General features: G+C 74.8%; 15 protein-coding genes and 1 pseudogene. 7 read left to right on the top strand and 9 right to left on the bottom strand.

Annotation, left to right across the window (positions count from 1 at the left end; genetic code table 11):
- Positions 1-125: 125 nt before the first annotated feature.
- Positions 126-1745 (bottom strand): multicopper oxidase family protein, encoded by a 1620-nt coding sequence (locus PUR71_RS12180; protein ID WP_329926956.1) that lies wholly within the window; start codon positions 1743-1745, stop codon positions 126-128.
- Positions 1746-1851: 106 nt separating this feature from the next.
- Positions 1852-2296: pseudogene (locus PUR71_RS12185) on the bottom strand (LysR substrate-binding domain-containing protein); the annotation flags it as partial.
- Between the two features lie 42 nt (positions 2297-2338).
- Between PUR71_RS12185 and PUR71_RS12190 the strand changes: the two are divergent.
- Positions 2339-2524 (top strand): alpha/beta fold hydrolase, encoded by a 186-nt coding sequence (locus PUR71_RS12190; RefSeq protein ID WP_329926957.1) that lies wholly within the window; start codon positions 2339-2341, stop codon positions 2522-2524.
- Between the two features lie 58 nt (positions 2525-2582).
- A complete protein-coding gene (locus PUR71_RS12195; RefSeq protein WP_329926958.1) occupies positions 2583-4703 on the top strand; it encodes a WD40 repeat domain-containing protein in 2121 nt (706 codons plus the stop codon).
- A 59-nt stretch (positions 4704-4762) separates the two neighbouring features.
- On the opposite strand, the gene PUR71_RS12200 is transcribed toward PUR71_RS12195, so the two are convergent.
- From PUR71_RS12200 to PUR71_RS12220, 5 genes are all read right to left on the bottom strand, one after another.
- Complete coding sequence (locus PUR71_RS12200) at positions 4763-5335, bottom strand: hypothetical protein (RefSeq protein WP_329926959.1); 573 nt, start codon at positions 5333-5335, stop codon at positions 4763-4765.
- Positions 5336-5503: 168 nt separating this feature from the next.
- Entirely contained in the window at positions 5504-7009 is a 1506-nt protein-coding gene (locus PUR71_RS12205) for a flavin-containing monooxygenase (protein ID WP_329926960.1), read from the bottom strand.
- Between the two features lie 143 nt (positions 7010-7152).
- The gene (locus tag PUR71_RS12210; RefSeq protein WP_329926961.1) at positions 7153-8319 is read right to left on the bottom strand and encodes an alanine--tRNA ligase-related protein; all 1167 of its coding nucleotides are present in this window, start codon (positions 8317-8319) and stop codon (positions 7153-7155) included.
- A 362-nt stretch (positions 8320-8681) separates the two neighbouring features.
- Positions 8682-10088, bottom strand: coding sequence for a dihydrolipoyl dehydrogenase (lpdA, locus tag PUR71_RS12215; protein WP_329926962.1), 1407 nt, complete (start codon positions 10086-10088; stop codon positions 8682-8684).
- A gap of 325 nt (positions 10089-10413) precedes the next feature.
- A complete protein-coding gene (locus tag PUR71_RS12220; RefSeq protein WP_443077434.1) occupies positions 10414-11916 on the bottom strand; it encodes a M28 family peptidase in 1503 nt (500 codons plus the stop codon).
- Between the two features lie 255 nt (positions 11917-12171).
- On the opposite strand from PUR71_RS12220, the gene PUR71_RS12225 reads away from it, so the two are divergent.
- On the top strand, positions 12172-12348 hold the full coding sequence (locus PUR71_RS12225; RefSeq protein WP_329926964.1) for an antitoxin: 177 nt from the start codon (positions 12172-12174) through the stop codon (positions 12346-12348).
- 57 nt (positions 12349-12405) lie between these two features.
- Here PUR71_RS12225 and PUR71_RS12230 read toward each other — a convergent pair whose 3' ends face one another.
- On the bottom strand, positions 12406-12570 hold the full coding sequence (locus PUR71_RS12230) for a hypothetical protein (RefSeq protein ID WP_329926965.1): 165 nt from the start codon (positions 12568-12570) through the stop codon (positions 12406-12408).
- A gap of 74 nt (positions 12571-12644) precedes the next feature.
- On the opposite strand from PUR71_RS12230, the gene PUR71_RS12235 reads away from it, so the two are divergent.
- From PUR71_RS12235 to PUR71_RS12250, 4 genes are all read left to right on the top strand, one after another.
- Complete coding sequence (locus PUR71_RS12235; RefSeq protein ID WP_329926966.1) at positions 12645-13235, top strand: TetR/AcrR family transcriptional regulator; 591 nt, start codon at positions 12645-12647, stop codon at positions 13233-13235.
- Positions 13232-14593, top strand: a complete 1362-nt coding sequence (locus PUR71_RS12240) for an MFS transporter (protein ID WP_329926967.1) — start codon at positions 13232-13234, stop codon at positions 14591-14593. Before PUR71_RS12235 ends, PUR71_RS12240 begins: the two co-directional genes overlap by 4 nt.
- Positions 14594-14744: 151 nt before the next feature.
- Positions 14745-15560 (top strand): PP2C family protein-serine/threonine phosphatase, encoded by an 816-nt coding sequence (locus PUR71_RS12245; protein ID WP_329926968.1) that lies wholly within the window; start codon positions 14745-14747, stop codon positions 15558-15560.
- A gap of 140 nt (positions 15561-15700) precedes the next feature.
- Positions 15701-16708, top strand: coding sequence for an MASE1 domain-containing protein (locus tag PUR71_RS12250; RefSeq protein WP_443077429.1), 1008 nt, complete (start codon positions 15701-15703; stop codon positions 16706-16708).
- An 8-nt stretch (positions 16709-16716) separates the two neighbouring features.
- Here the strand turns inward: PUR71_RS12250 and PUR71_RS12255 are convergent, their stop codons facing one another.
- On the bottom strand, positions 16717-18063 hold the full coding sequence (locus PUR71_RS12255) for an MATE family efflux transporter (RefSeq protein WP_329926969.1): 1347 nt from the start codon (positions 18061-18063) through the stop codon (positions 16717-16719).
- Between the last annotated feature and the right edge of the window lie 25 nt (positions 18064-18088).

Consider the following 18088-nt stretch of genomic DNA (forward strand, 5'->3'; position numbering starts at 1 on the left):
GGCATGGCCCGGAATCCGGCGGCACCGCCGTCCGCCGCGCGGCGCCGAGTGGTCGACGGCCCATACCCGGCCCGGCCGCCGGGCTGCACCGCCGCGCCCGCATTCCACCCGTCCGGCGGCGCCGGTCACTCGACGTAGTCGACGATCTGCATCATGCCGAGGTCCTCGTGCTGGAGCTGGTGGCAGTGGGCGACGGTGCGGCCGGTGAAGTCGTCGTACCGGACGAGGAAGGTGACGCGGTCGCCGGGTTCGCCGCCGGCCAGGCCGACGGTGTCGTGCCAGACCGGCGGGTCGAGCCGGGTGCCGTTGCGGTGGGTGACGAGGACGTGGTTGGTGTGCAGGTGGAAGGGGTGGTTGAAGGCCGGGTTCGTCTCGTCGGTGCGGACCGTCCACCGTTCGACGGTGCCGAGCTTCAGGGTGTGGTTGACGTACCGGGGGTCGAACAGGCCGTGGGCCGGGTCGCGGGCGGGGTCGCCGGTGGGGTCCGCCGCGGGGGTCGGGTGGGTGCCCAGACAGCGGAAGGCGTTGGGGAACGGGGCCGCGAAGACGCCCGGGTCGACGTGGAAGACGACCTCGCGGGCCGCGTCCGGGTCGGCGACGTCGCGCTCGTCGAGGAAGGGCTTGCCGGGTGGCAGCGCGGTCGGCAGGGCCATCGGCGGTTCGACGGGCGGGCCCGCCACCTCGACCGTCATCAGGGGGACGGGGACTCCGGCGGCGCGCAGTCGGTACGTCCCGGGCTCGCAGCCCCGGACGAGGACGTCGGCGCGGTTGCCCATGGCGAGGGTCAGGGCGTCGGAGGCGACGACGGCGGGGAAGGTCACGCCGTCCTGTGCGATCTGGTGCAACGTCATGATCGATTCATCACACGTGAGGTGGAGCTCGAGCGCTCCGAAGGCGGTCGCGGCGACCAGCCGCCAGCGCTGGACCTCTCCCGGGCGCAGCGTGAGGGTGGGGTTGACGGCGCCGTTCACGGTGTAGGTGGCGGGCACGGCGGCGAGCGCACCGCCCGAGGTGAAGTCGGGCACCCGGCCGTCCTTGAGCCGGAGTTCGTTGACGCACACGACGACGTCGGCCGCCGCCGCGATCTCCGGCACCTCGTCGACGTCACCCCCGACGACGAGGACCCCGGCCATGCCGCCGACGATCTGCGCGGACGTGGCCCCGTGCAGGTGCGGGTGGTACCAGAAGGTGCCGGCCGGGTGGTCGGCCGGGATGTCGATCGTCGTGACGTAGCACGGCTCCGGGGCCCCGGCGGTGACCTCGGCGGCGGTGCGCGGCGCGAACGAGCGGTGGACGTTGTCGGCGTCGCCGGACGGGGAGACGTGCAGTCCGTGGGTGTGCAGGTTGAAGCTGTTGAAGTCGTGCGGCCGGTTGTGGTCGCCGGTGTGCTCCGGGTTCGGCGGCAGGCCGTTGACCTGCGTCAGCCGCAGGGTGTCGCCGCCGCGCACGCGCAACGTCGGGCCCGGGATCGTCCCGTCGTAGGTGCGTGTGGTGACCTGTCCGCAGCCCGGGACTTCGACGTCCGTGAAGCGCACGTCGAGGGTCTGCTCGAGGACCCGGGCGGACGAGCCGGGTACCGGCTGCGCGGCCCACACGACCGGCTGGGGGAACTCGACCGGGGCGGAGGGCGGTAGGGCGGAGGGCGGTGGGGCGGAGGGCGCCACGGGCGCCGCCGCGCTCCGGCCGGCGAGGAGCCCGCCGGACGACGCCGCGAGGACGGCGGCCGCGGGGATGGCCTTGAGCATCGATCGACGGACGATTCCCTCTTTTTCGCTCATAGCCGGGCAATCTAGATCAACCGGACAGGGGCGGTCCGGAGGCACACCGCAGCCGGCGGCGCTCAGGCACTGCTCAGGCGGCGGGCGGGTAGCCGCGCGTGCGGACGAGGTCGTGGGTGAGGCGGGTGAAGGCGCGGGCGGCGGCGCTCTCGTAGGCGTCGGTGCGCCGGAGGAGGGTGACGGCGCGGGTCGGGAGGGCCGGGTCGAGCGGGACGGGGGTGAGGCGGGGGTGGTCGTGGGTGACGGCGTCGGGCAGGACGGTCGCGAGCGGCGTGCGCTGGACGACCTCGGTGCGCCTGGATGGAGTCGGCCTCGACGGCGATGCGCGGGCTGACGCGGTGCCGCGCGAAGTAGCCGTCGATGTGACCGCGGGTGGCGAAGTCTGCGCTGAGCGGGGCCAGTTGCCGGTCGGCGAGCTCCCGGACCGGCAGCGGGCGGTCGGCGGGGCCGGCGGCCGGGTGATGCGGGCCGGTGACGAGGGTGAGCGTCTCGGTGAACGACGCGGTGGCGGTCAGGCCCGCCGGATCATACGTCTTGGACACTATAGGCACACGCTCGTCGTGGCGAGCGCGGACGACCGGATCGTCCCGCCGCACCACCAGCGCGAGTTGGCCGAGGCCATCGAGGGCGCGGAATACGTCGAGGTCCCCGGCGGACACGGCCTCCCGTTCGAGGACCCGGCCACGCTCTTCACGCTCCTCGCCGACTACGCCGACCGCCGCCAGGCGCAGGAATCCGCTCAGTAGGCGCACCCCACCGAGCCCACCAAGGCTGCTGTCGGCGGGGGTGGTTAGGGTGCCTGGCATGACCGGTGAATTCCCGAGGGGTGGTCCGGGCCGCGAAGTCGTGGCCGCGGGTGAGCGGTTGGCCGATCCGGGGTGGCTGGTGAACGGCGACCCGGAGCAGGTCGTGGCAGCACTGGACGGTGCCACCGGGCGGGAGGAGGCGATCGCGGCCGCCGTGTACCGGGCGTCGGGGCACCTGCACCGCGGATCCGGCGCGCGGGTGCGGCGGCAGGTGCTGGCGCTGGACGCCGCGCGCTGCGGGGACCGGGAGCTGGCGGGGCGCCTCGCCGCGGTGGCGGTCGGCGGGGACGGCGGGGACGCCTGGGCCGTGCGGTGGGCGACCGGTACCGGGGTGGACTCGCGGCTGCGGTACGCGTTGCCCGCCCCGGACGAGGTCCTCGTGGTGGCGGCCGTGGTCGCGGAGGGCCGCGGGATCGCCGTCGCCGGCTGCGGGGACAGCACGCTGCACTGGTGGGACGTGACCACCGGCCGGAAGCTCGGTGCGCTCGCGGCCGACCCCGCCGACACGGTGCGCGCGCTGGCGGCCACGGTGCTGGACGGCCGTCCCGTCGCCGTCACCGGCCACGCCGAAGGAATGGTCCGGGTGTGGGACCTCGTCGAGGGAAGACCGGCTGCCGCGCATCAGGGCGCCGCCGGCTCCTGGGTCAACTCGCTGGCCACCACGGTCATCGAGGGCCGGCCGGTCGTGGCGAGCGCCGCCACCGACGGCATGGTGCGACTGTGGGACCTAGCCTCCCCCACCCGGAGCAGCGAGCTCCTGGGCATCCGCACCGGCTCCGTGCACGCACTGGCGACGGCGGTGCTGGACGGCCGTCCGGTCGCGGTCACCGGCCACGCCGAAGGAACCGTCCGGAGGTGGGACCTGCTCACGGGACGGGAGCTCGGTGACGCGCCCGTCCCCGAGGCGGGCGGGAGCGTCGGCGGCGGACGCCACTGCGCCACCCTGGAACTCAACGCCAGGACGCACCTCGTGGCGACGGACCCGGCGTCGACGTACCCGCTGGCCGTCAGCGCCAACTCCTACGAGAGCCACGTCCGGCACCTCACCACCGGCGAGCCCGCGGGCGAGCCCGGCCCCGGGTTCGTCGAGGCGGCGGCACTGACCACGATCCGGGACCGCCCCGCCGGCCTCTTCGCGTTCAGCGGCCACGGACCGGTCGAGGTGTGGGACCTGTCCACCCGCACGCACCTGCGCCAACCGCTGGTCGGCCACGAGGGCACCGTCCGGGCAGTGGCGACGGCGGTGGTGCGGGGGCGCCGCCTCGCCGTCACCGGGGGCGACGACGGATCGGTGCGGGTCTGGGACCTCGACGGCGAGCGGCGGGCGGATCGGCCGCCCGGTCACACCGGGCTCGTGCAGCGGGTCACCACGGCCGTCGTGGACGGCCGCACCGTGATCGTCACCGGCGGCTCGGACCGGCGGGTGCGGTTCTGGGACCTCGACAGCGGGGAGCAGCTGGGGGAGCCCCTGGCCGGACACACCACCGCCGTGGGCCTGATCACGGTGGGCACGGTGGACGGCCGGCCCGCCCTCCTCACCCGCGGCCGGAACGACGAAGTGCGGCTCTGGGACCTCGCCACCCGGGAACACCTGCACGGACGCTCGACGAGCGAGTACGCCAGCTCGTACATCAGTCTCTTCGCGGCGGTCGACGGCCGGTTCGTCGGCGTGACCGGGGAAGGACGCGCCTGGGACCTGACCACGAGCCGGTGGATCGGCGTGCGTCCCGCGCACGGCGGTGCCCTGGCCCTGGAGCCGCTCGAAGGCCGCCACGTCGTCCTGACCGGCGCCTGGACGGACACGGTCGACCTGTGGGACCTGGCCACCGGTGAACGGATCGGCCCGCCCCTGTCGGGGCACGCCGGCAAGGTGCGGGCGGGCGCGGTGGGGCTGCTGGCCGGCCGCCCCGTCGTCGCCGCCGGAGGAGACGACAGGACCGTGCGGCTGTGGGACGCCACCAGCGGCCGGGAGCTCGGCACGTACGCCTTCCCGGCCCGCATCCGCGGACTGGCGGTGGCCCCGGACGGGCGGCTGGTGGTCGGCTTCGGCGCGGATCTCGCGGTCGTCGCCCCGCGTCGACCGCTCGCGGAGCCGCGCCCCGGACCGGCGTCCGGCTGATCGTCGCGGTGCACTGGGGACACTTCGGGTAGCCGCGGGCACCACGGGGCTCCCGTCCGTCACGCCCCGCCACCCCGGGGGCCGCCCAACTCGTGCCGGACGGAGTCCGGGGCCGGCTCCCCGAGCTCGATCCCGTTCTCGTCCAGGGCGTTGACGATCCGCAGGCGGCGCGGCGCCCGGTGACCGCCGTCGTCGGTGCCGAAGTCGTCGCCGAAGTCGAACTCCACCCCGACCGTGCCGACGTCCAGGTAGCACCGTCCCGACTGCGGTCGCCGCTCGACGAGCGCGACCCCGCGCAGGTCCCGGCCGACGAACGGTTCGAGGCGGTCGTCCCGGTGGGACCACTCCGGCGTCAGCTCGGAGTGCTCCCACCCGGAGACGGCCGAGGCCGTGTCGATCGTGCCCCACCCGATCGAGAGGTCGTGGAGCCTGGAGTGGCAGACCTCCACCCGGACACCGTCGAAGTCCAGCACCACCGGGCAGTCGGCGAACCAGTCCCCGTCCTCGGCGAAGCGCACCACCGCGAATCCCGTCAGCCGCCGCCCGACGAGCGCCGCCAGACGTGCCGCGTGCTGCTGCCGAACGGCGTCGATCCCGACGAGGAAGGTCGGGCTGAAACCTGAGATCCCCATGTCCACGGGCCCCAGTCTCGCCTCCGCCCGCTCCAACGGACAACCCGTGGGCGGTAGTACGGTGAGCGGACGCCACGCGTGCGCGACGAAACGACCTCTCCTGCGACACCCGCCGCCCCGCGCTCTCGCTCGACGCCGCCGCGGACGCGCCCGGCCGGCCCTCCGACCTCAGCGGGCCTGCGCCGACGGCGACTTGACGGCCGCGAACCGCAGCGCCCGGTCCGTCACCGGCCCCTCGATCAGCCGCTCGACGTCCTTCTCGTACGCCATCTCGACCGTCCACGGCCCGCGCGTGCCCGCCCGCGGGAAGGCCGCGATCCCGCGCTGGACGTAGCCGGAGCTCAGGTCCAGGAACGGCACGCGCTCCACCAGCGGGTCGTCCAGGACCGGTTCGACGACGTCGTGCCCGTGGGCGTCCATGTGGTCGAGCAGGCGGCAGAAGTGCCGGCAGACGAGGTCGACCTTGAGCGTCCAGGAGAGGTTGGTGTAGCCGAAGGCGAACGCGAGGTTGGGCACGCCGGAGAGCATCATCGCCTTGTAGACCGTCGTGTCCGCCGGGTCGACGGGCCGGCCGTCGACGCTCAGGCGCACCTTGCCGAACGGCGACAGGGCGAGCCCGGTCGCCGTCACGACGAGGTCGGCGGGGAGTTCCTCGCCGGAGGCGAGCAGGACGCCCGTCCTGGTGAACCGCTCGATCCGGTCGGTGACCACCGAGGCCCGCCGGGCCGAGATCGCCTTGAACAGGTCGCCGTCGGGCACGATGCACAGCCGCTGCTCCCACGGGTCGTAGCGCGGCGTGAAGTGCGTGTCGACGTCGAAGCCCTCGGGCAGTCGGCGGCGCACGTCGGCGATCAGCACGCGCCGCATCAGCTTCGGCGCGCGCATGCAGGCCCGGTAGAGGCCGCGGCCGAGCAGGATGTTCTTGCGGCGCACGATCCGGTGGGCGAGCCGGGGGCCGAGCAGCCGCAGGAGCAGCGCGGCGATGCCGTCCTCGGCCCGCGCCGAGAGCACGTAGCCGGGCGAGCGCTGGAGCATCGTGACGTGCCCGGCCCGGACGGCCAGCGCCGGGACGAGCGTGACGGCGGTGGCTCCGCTGCCGATCACGACGACGCGCTTGCCCTCGTGGTCGAGGCCCCGCGGCCAGTGCTGCGGGTGGACCACCTGGCCCTCGAAGTCCTCCAGGCCGGCGAACTCCGGTGCGTAGCCCGCCTCGTGGTCGAAGTAGCCGGTGCCGAGGAAGAGGAAGCGGGCCGTGAACGTCACCGGTTCCGTGCTCCCGGCCGCCTCGGCGGTGACGGTCCAGCGTCCCGTTTCCGTCGAGAACTCCGCGCCGACCACCCGGTGCCCGAAGCGGATCCGCCCGGCGATCCCGAACCGGGTGACGGTCTCCCGCAGGTAATCCAGGATGCTGTCGCCGTCCGCGAGGAACTTCCGGCTCGTCCACGGCCGGAAGCCGAACCCGAAGGTCGGCATGTCCGAGTCGGAGCGGACCCCGGGGTAGCGGAACTGGCGCCACGTGCCGCCTATCGAGTCGTGCGCCTCCAGGACGGCGAAGGACGTGCCGGGGCGGCGCGCCTTGAGGTGGCAGGCGGCGCCGATGCCCGAGATGCCGGCACCGATGATCAGCACGTCGACGTCCGTGCCGGGAGCCTCGCTGGTGGTCCTGGTCGTCACTCGTGCCTCCTGGGCGTCGCCGTGCGCGGGACATGTCAGTATCGAGCATCCCCCCACAGGGCCGAAACGTTCCACCCCGCAATCACGCTCATTCGTCCGGGGCCCGGCACCGGCCACACCGGCACCGGGCCCCGTCGACGGCGTCACCGCGGGCGGAGGTCCAGGACGAGCTCGCGGGGCAGGCCGTGGGTGTCGTGGAGGTAGTGCAGGTCGTCCTCGGAGAGCGGGCCGCGGAAGCGGGGGCGGGAGAGCACCTGCCGGCCGCGGTCCAGGAGGCGGCCGAAGCGCTGCTCCTCGTCGAGGAGGATCCGGCGGACGACGCACGGGTCCACGTCCTGGCGGAAGCGGTCCAGGGTGTGGCGGATCACCTCGTCCGGCAGGTCGCCGAGTCCGCGCCGCGGGTCGTCGCGGCGCAGCACGGTGAGCACCCGGCGCACCAGGCGGCGCAGGACGTAGCCCCGGCCGGTGTTGGACGGGCGGACGCCGTCGCCGATGACGACGATGCCCGAGCGGAGGTGGTCGGAGACGAGGCGCAGGGACGGCTCGTCGAGGTCCCAGAGGGTCGGCATGAGGCGGCGCCAGGGGTCGAAGACGTCGCACTCGAAGACCGATCCGCGGCCCTGGAGCAGCGAGGAGAGCCGTTCCAGGCCGAGGCCGGTGTCGACGTTGCGCTGCGGGAGCGGGACGAGCGAGCCGTCGTCGAGGCGGCGGTGGCGCATCATGACGTGGTTCCACACCTCCACCCATCGGTCGTCCTGCGTGGGCGTCGACCGCGGCGGGGTGTCGCCGGTCCACAGGAAGATCTCGGAGTCGGGGCCGCAGGGCCCGGTCGGCCCGTTGGACCACCAGTTGTCCTCGACGGTGAGCTCGACCGGGACGCCGCGGTCCTGCCAGAGCTCCAGCGAGCCGGTGTCGGGGCCCACCTGGTCGTCGCCGCCGAAGACGGTGACGTGGAGCAGGCCGGGGTCGATGCCGAAGCCGTCGGTGAGCAGGCCGTAGCCCCAGTCGAGGCTCTGCGGGCCCTCGTAGTCTCCGAGGGACCAGGTGCCGAGCATCTCGAAGACGGTCAGGTGGGTGCGGTCGCCGACCTCGTCGAGGTCCGTGGTGCGCAGGCATCGCTGCACGTTGACGAGCCGCCGGCCGAGCGGGTGCGGGCGCCCCTCCAGGTGGGGTGTGAGGGGGTGCATGCCGGAGGTGGTGAACAGCACCGGATCGCCGGGCGGGGGCAGCAGGGTCGAGCCGGTGATGCGGCGGTGGCCGCGGTCCTCGTAGTACTCGATGAAGGTGCGGACGAGCTGGTCGGTGTTCACGGGGTGGCTCCTTCGCGTGGGCGCACGCACGTGCGCTGGAGGGATGGCACCGGAGAACGGGCCCACGCGATCGTCGGAACCGAGGAGGGAACACCTCGAAGGCACCACCGGCGGACCGTTTCCGGTCGCCGGGGAGAGGGGGTACGTCAGGCGGCGGCAACCGGCGAGCTGGTCGCTCGCGCGGCTGCGGTGGTGCTTCGGTCCATGACGTCCATGCACCCCAGGCTATCGCCCGGGGTGCACCACGTGCCACGGGTTTTGCGCTCAGCCGCCGGCGGCGTCCGGGCGGGCGGCCTCGGACGACGAGCGGCTCCCGGGGCCGCCCTCGGGCCCCGGGAGCCGTCCTCACGCGGCGGCGGACGTCACATGTTGATCATGTGGCCGGCCAGGCCGTGGATGGCCTCCTTGACGGCCTCGCCGAGGGTCGGGTGGGCGTGGACGTTGCGGGCGACCTCGTGGACGGTGAGGTCCCACTGCTGGGCGAGGGTCAGCTCGGGGAGCAGCTCGGTGACCTCGGGACCGATCAGGTGGGCGCCGAGCAGCTCGCCGTGGGTGTTGTCGCAGATGACCTTGACGAAGCCGATCGGGTGGCCGAGGCCGTGCGCCTTGCCGTTGGCGGTGAAGGGGAACTTGGCGACCTTGACGTCGTAACCGAGCTCGCGGGCCTGGGCCTCGGTGTAGCCGAAGGAGGCGATCTGCGGCTGGCAGTAGGTGGCGCGCGGGATCATGGCGAAGTCGACCTCCATGGTCTCCGCCCCGCCGATGGTCTCGGCGGCGATCACGGCCATCGTCTCGGCGGCGTGGGCCAGCATCAGCTTGGCGGTGACGTCGCCGATGGCGAAGATGTGCCCGGCGCTGGTGCGGCCCCGGCCGTCGACGGCGATGGCGCCCCGGTCGGTGAGCTTGACGCCGGCGTTCTCCAGGCCGTAGCCGTTGACGCGCGGCGCGAAGCCGATCGCCTGGAGCACCTTGTCGGCCTCCAGCACCTGCTGCTGCCCGTCCTTGGTGACGGTGACCCGCACCTTCGCGTCGGGGTCGCTGTCGTCGATCGACTCCACGCGGGTCGAGGTCAGCACCTCGATCCCCAGCTTGCGGTACTGCTTGGCGAGTTCGGTGGAGACCTCGACGTCCTCCAGCGGCACCATGCGGTCCAGGAACTCGACGATGGTGACCTTCACGCCGTAGTTGTGCAGCACGTAGGCGAACTCGACACCGATCGCGCCGGCGCCCGCGATGATGATGCTCTCCGGCAGCTGCTCGGTGAGGATCTGCTCCTCGTAGGTGACCACGCGCTCGCTCAGGCTGGTGCCGGGCAGGAGGCGGGTGGTGGCGCCGGCCGCGATGATGCAGTGGTCGAAGGTGACGACGTCGAAGCCGCCACCGCTGAGCGCGACCTGGAGGGTGTGGTCGTCGACGAACGTGCCCCAGCCGTCGTACTCGGTGATGCCGTTCTTCTTCATCAGGTAGTGGACGCCCTTGACCCGGCCGTCGGCGACGGCGCGGCTGCGGCGGAACGCCTCGCCGAAGTCGAAGCTGACCTGGCCCTCGACCTTGATGCCGAAGGTCTTGGCCTCCTTGGTGAAGATGTGCGCCAGCTCGGCGTTGCGCAGCAGGGCCTTGGAGGGGATACAGCCGACGTTGAGGCAGACGCCGCCCCAGTACTTGGCCTCGATGATCGCGGTCTTCAGGCCCAGCTGGGCGGAGCGGACGGCGGCGGTGTAACCGCCGGGGCCCGCGCCGAGGACGACGACGTCGTAGTGCGTGCTCATGGTGCTGACTCCTCCGAGGGTGTCACGGTGTCGTGATCTCGGTCCCATGGTGGCAGGACCGGGCCCGGCGCACCCACCGGGTCTCGGCGGGCACGCTCCGCGCGGCACCGTACCCGCCCGGGGGCGGACTTGTCAGTGGCGGCCGTCGCCTTGAGCGATGTCGCAGGCCACCGGGGTGGGCCGGACGACGGGCCCGCGGTTCCGCGGCCGGCGGAGACGCGCGGGGCGTAGGAGATGGCCGTCGGTGGCCGCGGGACGCCGTCGGCGCCGGGCTGACGGCCGGGTGGGCCCGCCGCCCGAGGACGGCAGCGGGCCCACCCGGTCGTCAGGCCGCCACCTCGTGGGCGTGGTCGGCGCTCAGGCCGCCGCCGGCACCGCCGCCGTCCGCCTGCGGCACCACCGTTGCCGGCCGGTCGAGTTCGCCGAGGTCCCAGGCGAACGTGCCGACGGCGTGGGCGATCACCGCGATGTTCTCGCCGAAGGCGTCCCGGTCGAGGTTGTTCAGGTCGTCGCAGGCCTTGTGGTAGCACGGGTCGAAGGCGGAGCCCGCCGTGCCGCCGTAACGGGCCTGTTGCGCGGGCGACTTGACGGCCTCGGCGCCGGTGTCGGTGCCACCGGCCGGGATGCCGGCGTCGATGAACGGGCCGTAGTCGGAGCGCCCGTTGAACGCCACCGGCTCGTGCGGCACGCCGCGGCCGTCGAGGAAGTCGGAGATGTGCCGCTGGATCTGCGCCGAGCCCGCGGGACCGGCGCCGCCGCCGGTGCTGCCGGAACCGTCGTAGACGAACTGGGCGTGGTTCGGCGAGGCGATCATGTCGAAGTTGAGGTAGAGCCGGATCTTCTTGCGGTCCGCCTCCGACAGCGACTTGACGTACGCCTCCGAGCCCTTGAGCCCGAACTCCTCGGCGGACCACCAGGCGAACTTCACCTTGTTCCGCACCGGCCGGACGCCGAGGTTGCGGGCGACCTCCAGGATGCCCGCCGAGCCGGAGCCGTTGTCGTTGACGCCCGGACCGGCCGGGACGGAGTCGAGGTGGGCGCCGACGAAGACGGTGTCGTTCCCGTCGCCGCCGCGGGTCTCGGCGAGGACGTTCCAGGTGGTGCGCGGCTCCATGAAGGTGCGGATGTCCAGGTCCACGTCGACCGGTCCGGCCGCCGCCTTCGCCGCCAGCGCCTCCCCCGCCGCCTTCGAGACACCGCCGACGGGGATGCGCACCCCCGCGTTCGGCTCGCCGAGCGTCCCGTTCAGGTCGCCGTCCGCGGTGTTGTAGACGATCGCACCGGCCGCGCCCGCCGCTGCCGCCGCGGCCTGCTTGACGGCGAACCCGCAGCCGCCGCGCCGGATCAGGGCGATGCGGCCGGCGAACTCCCCCGCCGGGTAGTCCGCGGCCGCGCAGCCGGTGGCCGCGCTGACCGGCACGACCGCCAACTCGCCCTTCACGCCCGACTCCGGGCCGCTCGGCGAGTACGTCATGGCGATCACCGGCACCTGCTCGGCCTGCGGCGACACGACGTCGAGGCGCTGGGTGCGCGCCTCGAAGAACGTGTAGGTGAAGTCCTGCCGCGAGACCTTCAACCCGGCCCGGCGGGCCTGCTCGTAGACGTAGCGGGCCGACTCCTCGTGGCCCGGCGAACCGGCCGCCCTGGTACCGCCGTTGCGGTCGGCGATCCGCTGGAGGGCCTTGAGCGTGTCGAGGGCGTCGTCGGCGCTGCTCCGGGCGACCAACCGGGCGGCGAGCTGCGCGCCCCGGCGGGCCGGGTCCGGGTCGGCGCCCGCGGTGCCGGCCCCGGCGAGCAGCAGCGGGACGGCCAGGGCGGTCGCCGTCAGGGCGGCTCCCGCGGGGTGGGCGAGCGGGGTTCTCGTGCGGCGGGTGCGCGGGCGGCGGGTGCGCGGGCGGCGGGTGCGCAGCGTCAAGGCGAGTCCTTCCGACGGTCCGTGGACTCCGATTTGACATGACCGTCACCAGGCCTGCCAAGACCACCGCGTCCGTCCGGGGAGAGGGCGCCACGGCGCGACGGGATGCGGACCGGTCGCCGCGCGGTGATCCTGGAGAGGCGGGGGACCTCTTCCAGGAGCGTGACCATGTCCATGCTGGATAAGCTCAAGCACATGCTGAAGGGCCACGAGGACCAGGCCGAGAAGGGCGTCGACAAGGCGGGCGACACCTTCGACGAACGCACCGAGGGCACGTACAGCAGTCAGGTGGACACCGCCCAGGACAAGCTCAAGGAACAGTTCCGCGACCAGCCGCCGCAGTAGGGCCGCCGCTGTCCCGAGACCCGAGGCCCCGGTCCGGCCGCCGTGCCCGGCCGGGGCTCAGTCGTCCCTATCGCCGTCTCCGTCGCCGTCGGTGCCGTCGTCGCCGGGCTCCGGTCCGGCGCCGCAGTTCTCGCACGGCCCGGGCCCGGGCCGCTCGCGCAGCCGCCCGCACTCGGGACACACCCGGTCCAGCCAGCAGGCCGCCTCTCCGCCATCGTCCATGCCGTCGATTGTGTCGCGCGGCGCCGCACGAGGGCGAGTAGACACTGTCTACTACCTCTTGGTAGACAGTGTCCATGACCGAAGAGGAGAAGGACCTCCGCACCCGCCTGGTGGCCGCCGGAGTCGAACTGCTGGCCCGGGACGGCGTCCAGGCGCTCGGCCTGCGCGAGATCGCCCGCCAGGCCGGCGTCTCGCACGGCGCGCCCCGCCGTTACTTCCCCACCCACCGCGAACTGCTCGCCGCCATCGCCCGGCACGGCTTCGGCAAGCTCACCGACACCCTCGCCACGGCCGACGCGCTCGCCGCCACCGACGGCCTCCCGCCCCGCGAGCGGCTCACCGGCCTGGCCCGCGCATACCTCCGCTTCGCCGCCGCCAACCCCGGCATGTTCGAGCTGATGTTCCGCCACGACCTGCTGGAGGGCAGCGGCGCCGACCTGCGCTCGACCTCCCTGCCGCTCTTCCGCACCTTCACCCGCCTGGTCGGCGAGGCCAGCCCCGAGCGCGACGCCACCACCACGGCCGTCGCCCTGCTCGCCAACCTGCACGGCCTCGCCCAGCTGCGCACCTGGGGCAGCCTGCGCCTGCTCACCGGCGACGACGACGTGGCGCCGCTCCTGGCGGCGATCGTCGACGCCCACGTCGGCGCCCCGGCGCAGCGGTGAGCGCCGCCCGCCGTGAGCGGCTCGCCCTCGCCGCGAGCATCACCGGCGCCGTCGTCGTGGCCCTGGACGGCACGGTGCTGTCCGTGGCCCAGCCCAGCCTCCAGCACGACCTCCACACCACCGCCGGGGCCGTCCAGTGGACCAGCACCGGCTACCTGGTCGCCGTCGCCGCCCTGCTGGTCTTCGCGGGCCGCCTGGGCGACCGGTACGGACACCGGCGCGTGTTCACCACCGGCGTGGTGGGCTTCGCCGCCGCCTCGGCCGGGATCGGCCTGGCGCCCGGCATCGGGTGGGTGATCGCCCTCAGGGTCGTGCAGGGCATCGCCGGGGCCCTGCTCCAGCCCGCCACGCTCGGCATGCTGCGCGCGGTGTTCCCCGCCGACCGGCTGGCCGGGCCGATCGCCCTGCGCACCGGCGCGATCGGGCTCGCGGCCGCCGTCGGGCCGCTCGTCGGCGGCGCGCTCACCGCCCACTTCGGCTGGCGGGCGGTGTTCTTCCTGACCCTGGTGCCCGCCGCCGGCGCCGGGCTGCTCATCCTCGCCGTCCCGCTGCCCGGACCCGCGCGCGGCGAGGACACCGGCGGGCTCGACCTGCCGGGTGCGGCCCTGCTCGCGCTCACCCTCGGCTGCCTCGTCCAGTCCCTGGTCGGCCTCCCCTCCCCGGGCAGCGCGCTCGGCCTGGCGGCTGCCGCCGCCCTCGGCCTCGCGTTCGCCCGGCACGAGCGGCGCACCGCCCGTCCGCTGCTCCCGCCGGCCGTGCTGCGCTCCGCCGGGGTGGCGCCCGCGCTGGGCGCCCTGCTCGCGGCGTCGGCGGCGCTGTCCGGGACGCTCTTCCTCGGCACCTACTTCCTCCAGGACGTCCTGGCCCTGGACCCCCTGCGGAGTGCGCTGCGGGCGCTTCCGCTCGCCGTGACGATGGTGCTCGCGGCGCCCGCCTCCACCTGGTTGGCGAAGCGCCATGGCGCTCGTGAGACCGTCGTGTCGGGGATGGTGCTGGTCGCCCTGGGCGTGCTGCTGATCTCCGGCTCCGACCGGTCGTCGGGGCCGGTCGAGATCGGAGCCGGTTTCCTCCTGCTCGGCGCCGGGTTCGGCACGGTGCTGGCCACCGCCACGGCGGTCGTGGTCCGCGCCACGGCGGCCTCCCGGGCCGGGGTCGCGGGCGGCCTCCAGCAGACCGCGATGAACGTCGGCCCCGCCCTCGGGGTCGCGCTGGCCACCACCGTCGCCGGACCCGCCGCCGTCGGCACGGCGCTCGGCGCCGCGGGCCCGGTCCTGGCCGCCGTCGCCGCGGGCGGCGCGCTACTGGCCGCCCGCATCCCCGGCGCGCAACGGGGCGCGGCCGTGCCGGAAGGGCGCTGAGCGCCCTCGGCGAGCCCTCTCCAGCGCCCGCACGCGTCCGGGCCTGCGCCCCGTGCGGGCGCTCCCGAGGGCACCGGGCTCGACCGGCCCTCACCCGTTCAGCCGACATAGGCTGGCTCTGACCACCACCGCCCCGACCGCCGGAGGGCCGATGAGCAGACGCCGCCCCGCCGGCCAGCCGAGCGCCGACGACCTGCTGACCCAGCTCGAAGGGCTCACGGCGCGCGCCCTGGCGCACGCCGAGCTCCAGCGGGCCCAGGTCGAGCTGGCCGAGGCGCTCCAGCGGGAGCTGCTGCCCTCCGCACTGCCGCAGCGGCCGGAGCTGCGGGCCGCGGCCCGGTACGCGCCGGCCCGGCACGGCCTGAGCGTCGGCGGCGACTGGTACGACGGCTTCCCCCTGCCGGACGGCTCGCTGGCCTTCTCGCTCGGCGACGTCCAGGGCCACGACGTGGAGGCGGCGGCGCTCATGGGCCAGGTCCGGGTCGGCCTGCGCGCTGTGGCGGCCACCGCCGCCGACCCCGGCGAGGTCCTCGCCCGGGCCAACGACCTGCTGATCTCCCTGGACAGCCGCCGCTTCGCCACCTGCAGCTTCCTGCGCTACGACCCGGCCACCGGGGACCTGTCGCACGCCCGCGCCGGCCACGTCCCGCCCGTGTGGGCCAACCGCGACGGCCGCTGGGGCCACTGCGCCGACGAGGGCGGCCCGCCGCTGGGCGTCCTGCCCGGCGCGACGTACCCCGTGACGCACCGCTCGCTCACCGGGAGCGGGGTCCTGGCACTGGTCACCGACGGCGTGATCGAGGGACCCGCGTTCCCCATCGAGGCCGGGCTGGACGAGGTCGCGGCCGTCCTTCGGGCGGGGGTCGGGGCCGACCCGGACGAGCTGGCGGCGGCCGTGCTCCGGGTGGCGGACCTGACCGGGCACACCGACGACGCCGCCGTCCTGGTCCTGCGCCACGACCGGTAGCGCCCTGGCCGGACAGGTCCACCGCGTTGCGACGCCCGGCACGGCACCGGACACGCCCCAGCGGCTTCGGGCGTGGCCCCGGGGAGCGGGCCACGCGTGTCACGCCCGCATCGCCGCCCGGGCCGTAGTGAGATGCTGCCGTGCCGCTGACTACGCCGTTCCGCGCCCGCGCCCCGCGCCACCTGGCGGTGACCGCCATACGACTGCTCGCGGTCACCGCCGCCTACCTCGCCGCCGGCAGGCTCGGCCTGCTGCGCCAGGTGGTGATCGCCGGGGCCAAGGTCACCCCGCTGTGGCCGCCGACCGGGATCGCGCTGACCTGCCTGCTGCTCCTCGGGCTCGGCATCTGGCCGGCCGTCGCGCTGGGCGCCTACCTGGTGGTCATCACCACCGGGCCGGCGCACTGGAGCTCGCTGGGCATCGTCGCCGGCAACACGCTCGCGCCGGTCGCCGCGTACCTCATGCTGCGCCGGGTCGGGTTCCGGATCGAGCTGGACCGGCTCCGCGACGGGGTGGCGCTGGTCTTCCTCGGCGCGTTCGCGGGCATGCTGGTCAGCTCCACCGTCGGCGCCACCGTGCTGCTCCTGAACGGCTCGCTGCCGGCGGACGGGTTCTGGTCCACCTGGTCGGCCTGGTGGACCGGCGACGCGATGGGCGTCCTGGTGATCACCCCGCTGCTCCTGGCGCTGCGCACCGCCCGGCCGCCCGCCGATCCGGGCCCGCTCGACTGGGTGGAGCCGGTCCTTCTGCTGGCCGGGACCGCCGCCGTCACGCTGATCGCCACCTCGACCACCGTGAACCTGCTCTTCCTGGTCTTCCCCTTCCTGATCTGGGCGGCCCTGCGCTTCCGGCTGATCGGCGCGGCGCCCTGCGTGCTCCTGATCTCGGTCATCGCGATCATCGCGGCCACCGACCGCAGCGGCCCGTTCGCCCGGCACGGACTCGTCGCCGACATGGTGGTGCTCCAGGCCCTCAACGGCTGCGCGGCGCTGACGGGCCTGCTGCTGTCCGCGATCATCGCCGAGCAGCGCAACACCTACCGCCGGATCGAGCAGGCCTGCGTCGAACTCGCCGAGGTGGTCAACCGGTTGGCGCCGGGCAAGGCGGACACCAGCCAGTGGCTGCCGCCCGAGGACGGCAGCCGCTAGCCGGGCGCTCAGCGCCTGGTCGCGACGGGCCCGGCCGCCCGCGCGGCGTCGACGGCGCCCTCGACGGTCGTGCTGGTCGGCTGGCGCCGGGTGAGCGCCACCAGGAGCGCCAGCTGGACGACCGCGCCCACCGTGAGCCCGGCCCACACGCCGTCCACGCCGAGCGGGCCCGACAGGGCGGCGGCGGAGCCGAGTTGGGCGCCGAGGCCGGCCGTGACGGAGACGACCAGCGCCCGCCCGGCGCCCGCGGCCTGGTGCACGCCGCCGACCGCGACGACGAAGGCGTACGGCAGCAGGTAGGGCGCCGCCAGGTGCAGGAAGCCGGCGGACTGCCCGGCCACGGCGGGGTCGTCGGTGAACAGCCCGCTCACCGGGCCGCCGAGCGCCGCGCACAGCACGGCCGCGACCGCTCCCAGGAGGGCGGCGAACCAGCCGGTGGCGCGGGCGAACCGGCGGAGCTCGGCTTCCTCCCCCGCGCCGGCGAGCCGGGCGGCCCCGATCGCTGCGGCCTGGCGCAGCGCGTAGAACGCCATCGTGAGGACGAGCAGCACGCGGTAACCCACCCCGTACCCGGCCACGGCGGCCACGCCGAAGCCCGCGACGAGGGCCAGTTGGGCCGTCCCGACGGCCATCCGGGCGGTGAAGTCGAGGCCGAACGGCGCCCCGGCCCGGGCGATCCGCCGCAGCTCCGGTCCGACGCCGTCGACCGGCCCGCCCGCCCGGCGCCTCGCCAGCAGCCGCAGCGTGACGGCGAGCGCGGCGGCCCGGGAGGCGGTGAGCGCGAGCGCGGCACCCGTCACGCCGAGGCCCGGGACGGGTCCGGCGCCGAGGACGAGCAGCGGGTCGAGGGCGAGCAGCAGCGCGTTGGAGAGCAGCGCGATCCGCATCGGGGTCCGGGTGTCGCCGGCGCCCTTGAACAGTTCGTCGGCGACGCGCTGGCCGGCGAACAGCCCGAACGCCGGGAAGGCGACGGCGAAGTAACCCGCGGCGAGGCCGGCCGCGGGGCCGTCGAGGAACCCGGCGGCGAGGCGCTCGCGCAGCAGGAAGCCGGGCACGGCCAGGGCGGCGGTCACGAGCGCGCAGAGCCGCCACGCCGCGCGCGCCGTGCGGGCGGCCCCGGCGGCGTCCCCGGCCCCGAGGGCGCGCGAGAGCCGCAGGCTCGTCCCGGAGGCGACCACGAGGACGAGGCCGAGCAGCAGGTTCTCGACGGTGCCCGCGAGGGTGACGGCGGCGACGGCCGCGCCGCCGAGCCCGGCCACCCAGAAGGCACCGATGACGGAGGCGACGACGCCGGACAGGAGTTCGGCGTAGACCGGTCCGGCCAGGGCGGCCAGTCGTGCCAGGTGTGTGCGCATGTTCCCTCTCCCGGCAGCACCGCGG

The organism is Streptomyces sp. SP17BM10, assembly GCF_036322405.1.
In the GTDB taxonomy this organism is placed as follows: Bacteria; Actinomycetota; Actinomycetes; order Streptomycetales; family Streptomycetaceae; genus Kitasatospora.

Excerpts from the sequence above, each read along its gene's own strand:
- PUR71_RS12180 (WP_329926956.1), bottom strand. The coding sequence starts at position 1,745 with ATGCTCAAGGCCATCCCCGCGGCCGCCGTCCTCGCGGCGTCGTCCGGC.
- PUR71_RS12245 (WP_329926968.1), top strand. The coding sequence starts at position 14,745 with ATGAGCAGACGCCGCCCCGCCGGCCAGCCGAGCGCCGACGACCTGCTG.
- PUR71_RS12195 (WP_329926958.1), top strand. The coding sequence starts at position 2,583 with ATGACCGGTGAATTCCCGAGGGGTGGTCCGGGCCGCGAAGTCGTGGCC.
- PUR71_RS12200 (WP_329926959.1), bottom strand. The coding sequence starts at position 5,335 with ATGGGGATCTCAGGTTTCAGCCCGACCTTCCTCGTCGGGATCGACGCC.
- PUR71_RS12230 (WP_329926965.1), bottom strand. The coding sequence starts at position 12,570 with ATGGACGATGGCGGAGAGGCGGCCTGCTGGCTGGACCGGGTGTGTCCC.
- PUR71_RS12255 (WP_329926969.1), bottom strand. The coding sequence starts at position 18,063 with ATGCGCACACACCTGGCACGACTGGCCGCCCTGGCCGGACCGGTCTAC.
- PUR71_RS12235 (WP_329926966.1), top strand. The coding sequence starts at position 12,645 with ATGACCGAAGAGGAGAAGGACCTCCGCACCCGCCTGGTGGCCGCCGGA.
- PUR71_RS12225 (WP_329926964.1), top strand. The coding sequence starts at position 12,172 with ATGTCCATGCTGGATAAGCTCAAGCACATGCTGAAGGGCCACGAGGAC.
- lpdA (WP_329926962.1), bottom strand. The coding sequence starts at position 10,088 with ATGAGCACGCACTACGACGTCGTCGTCCTCGGCGCGGGCCCCGGCGGT.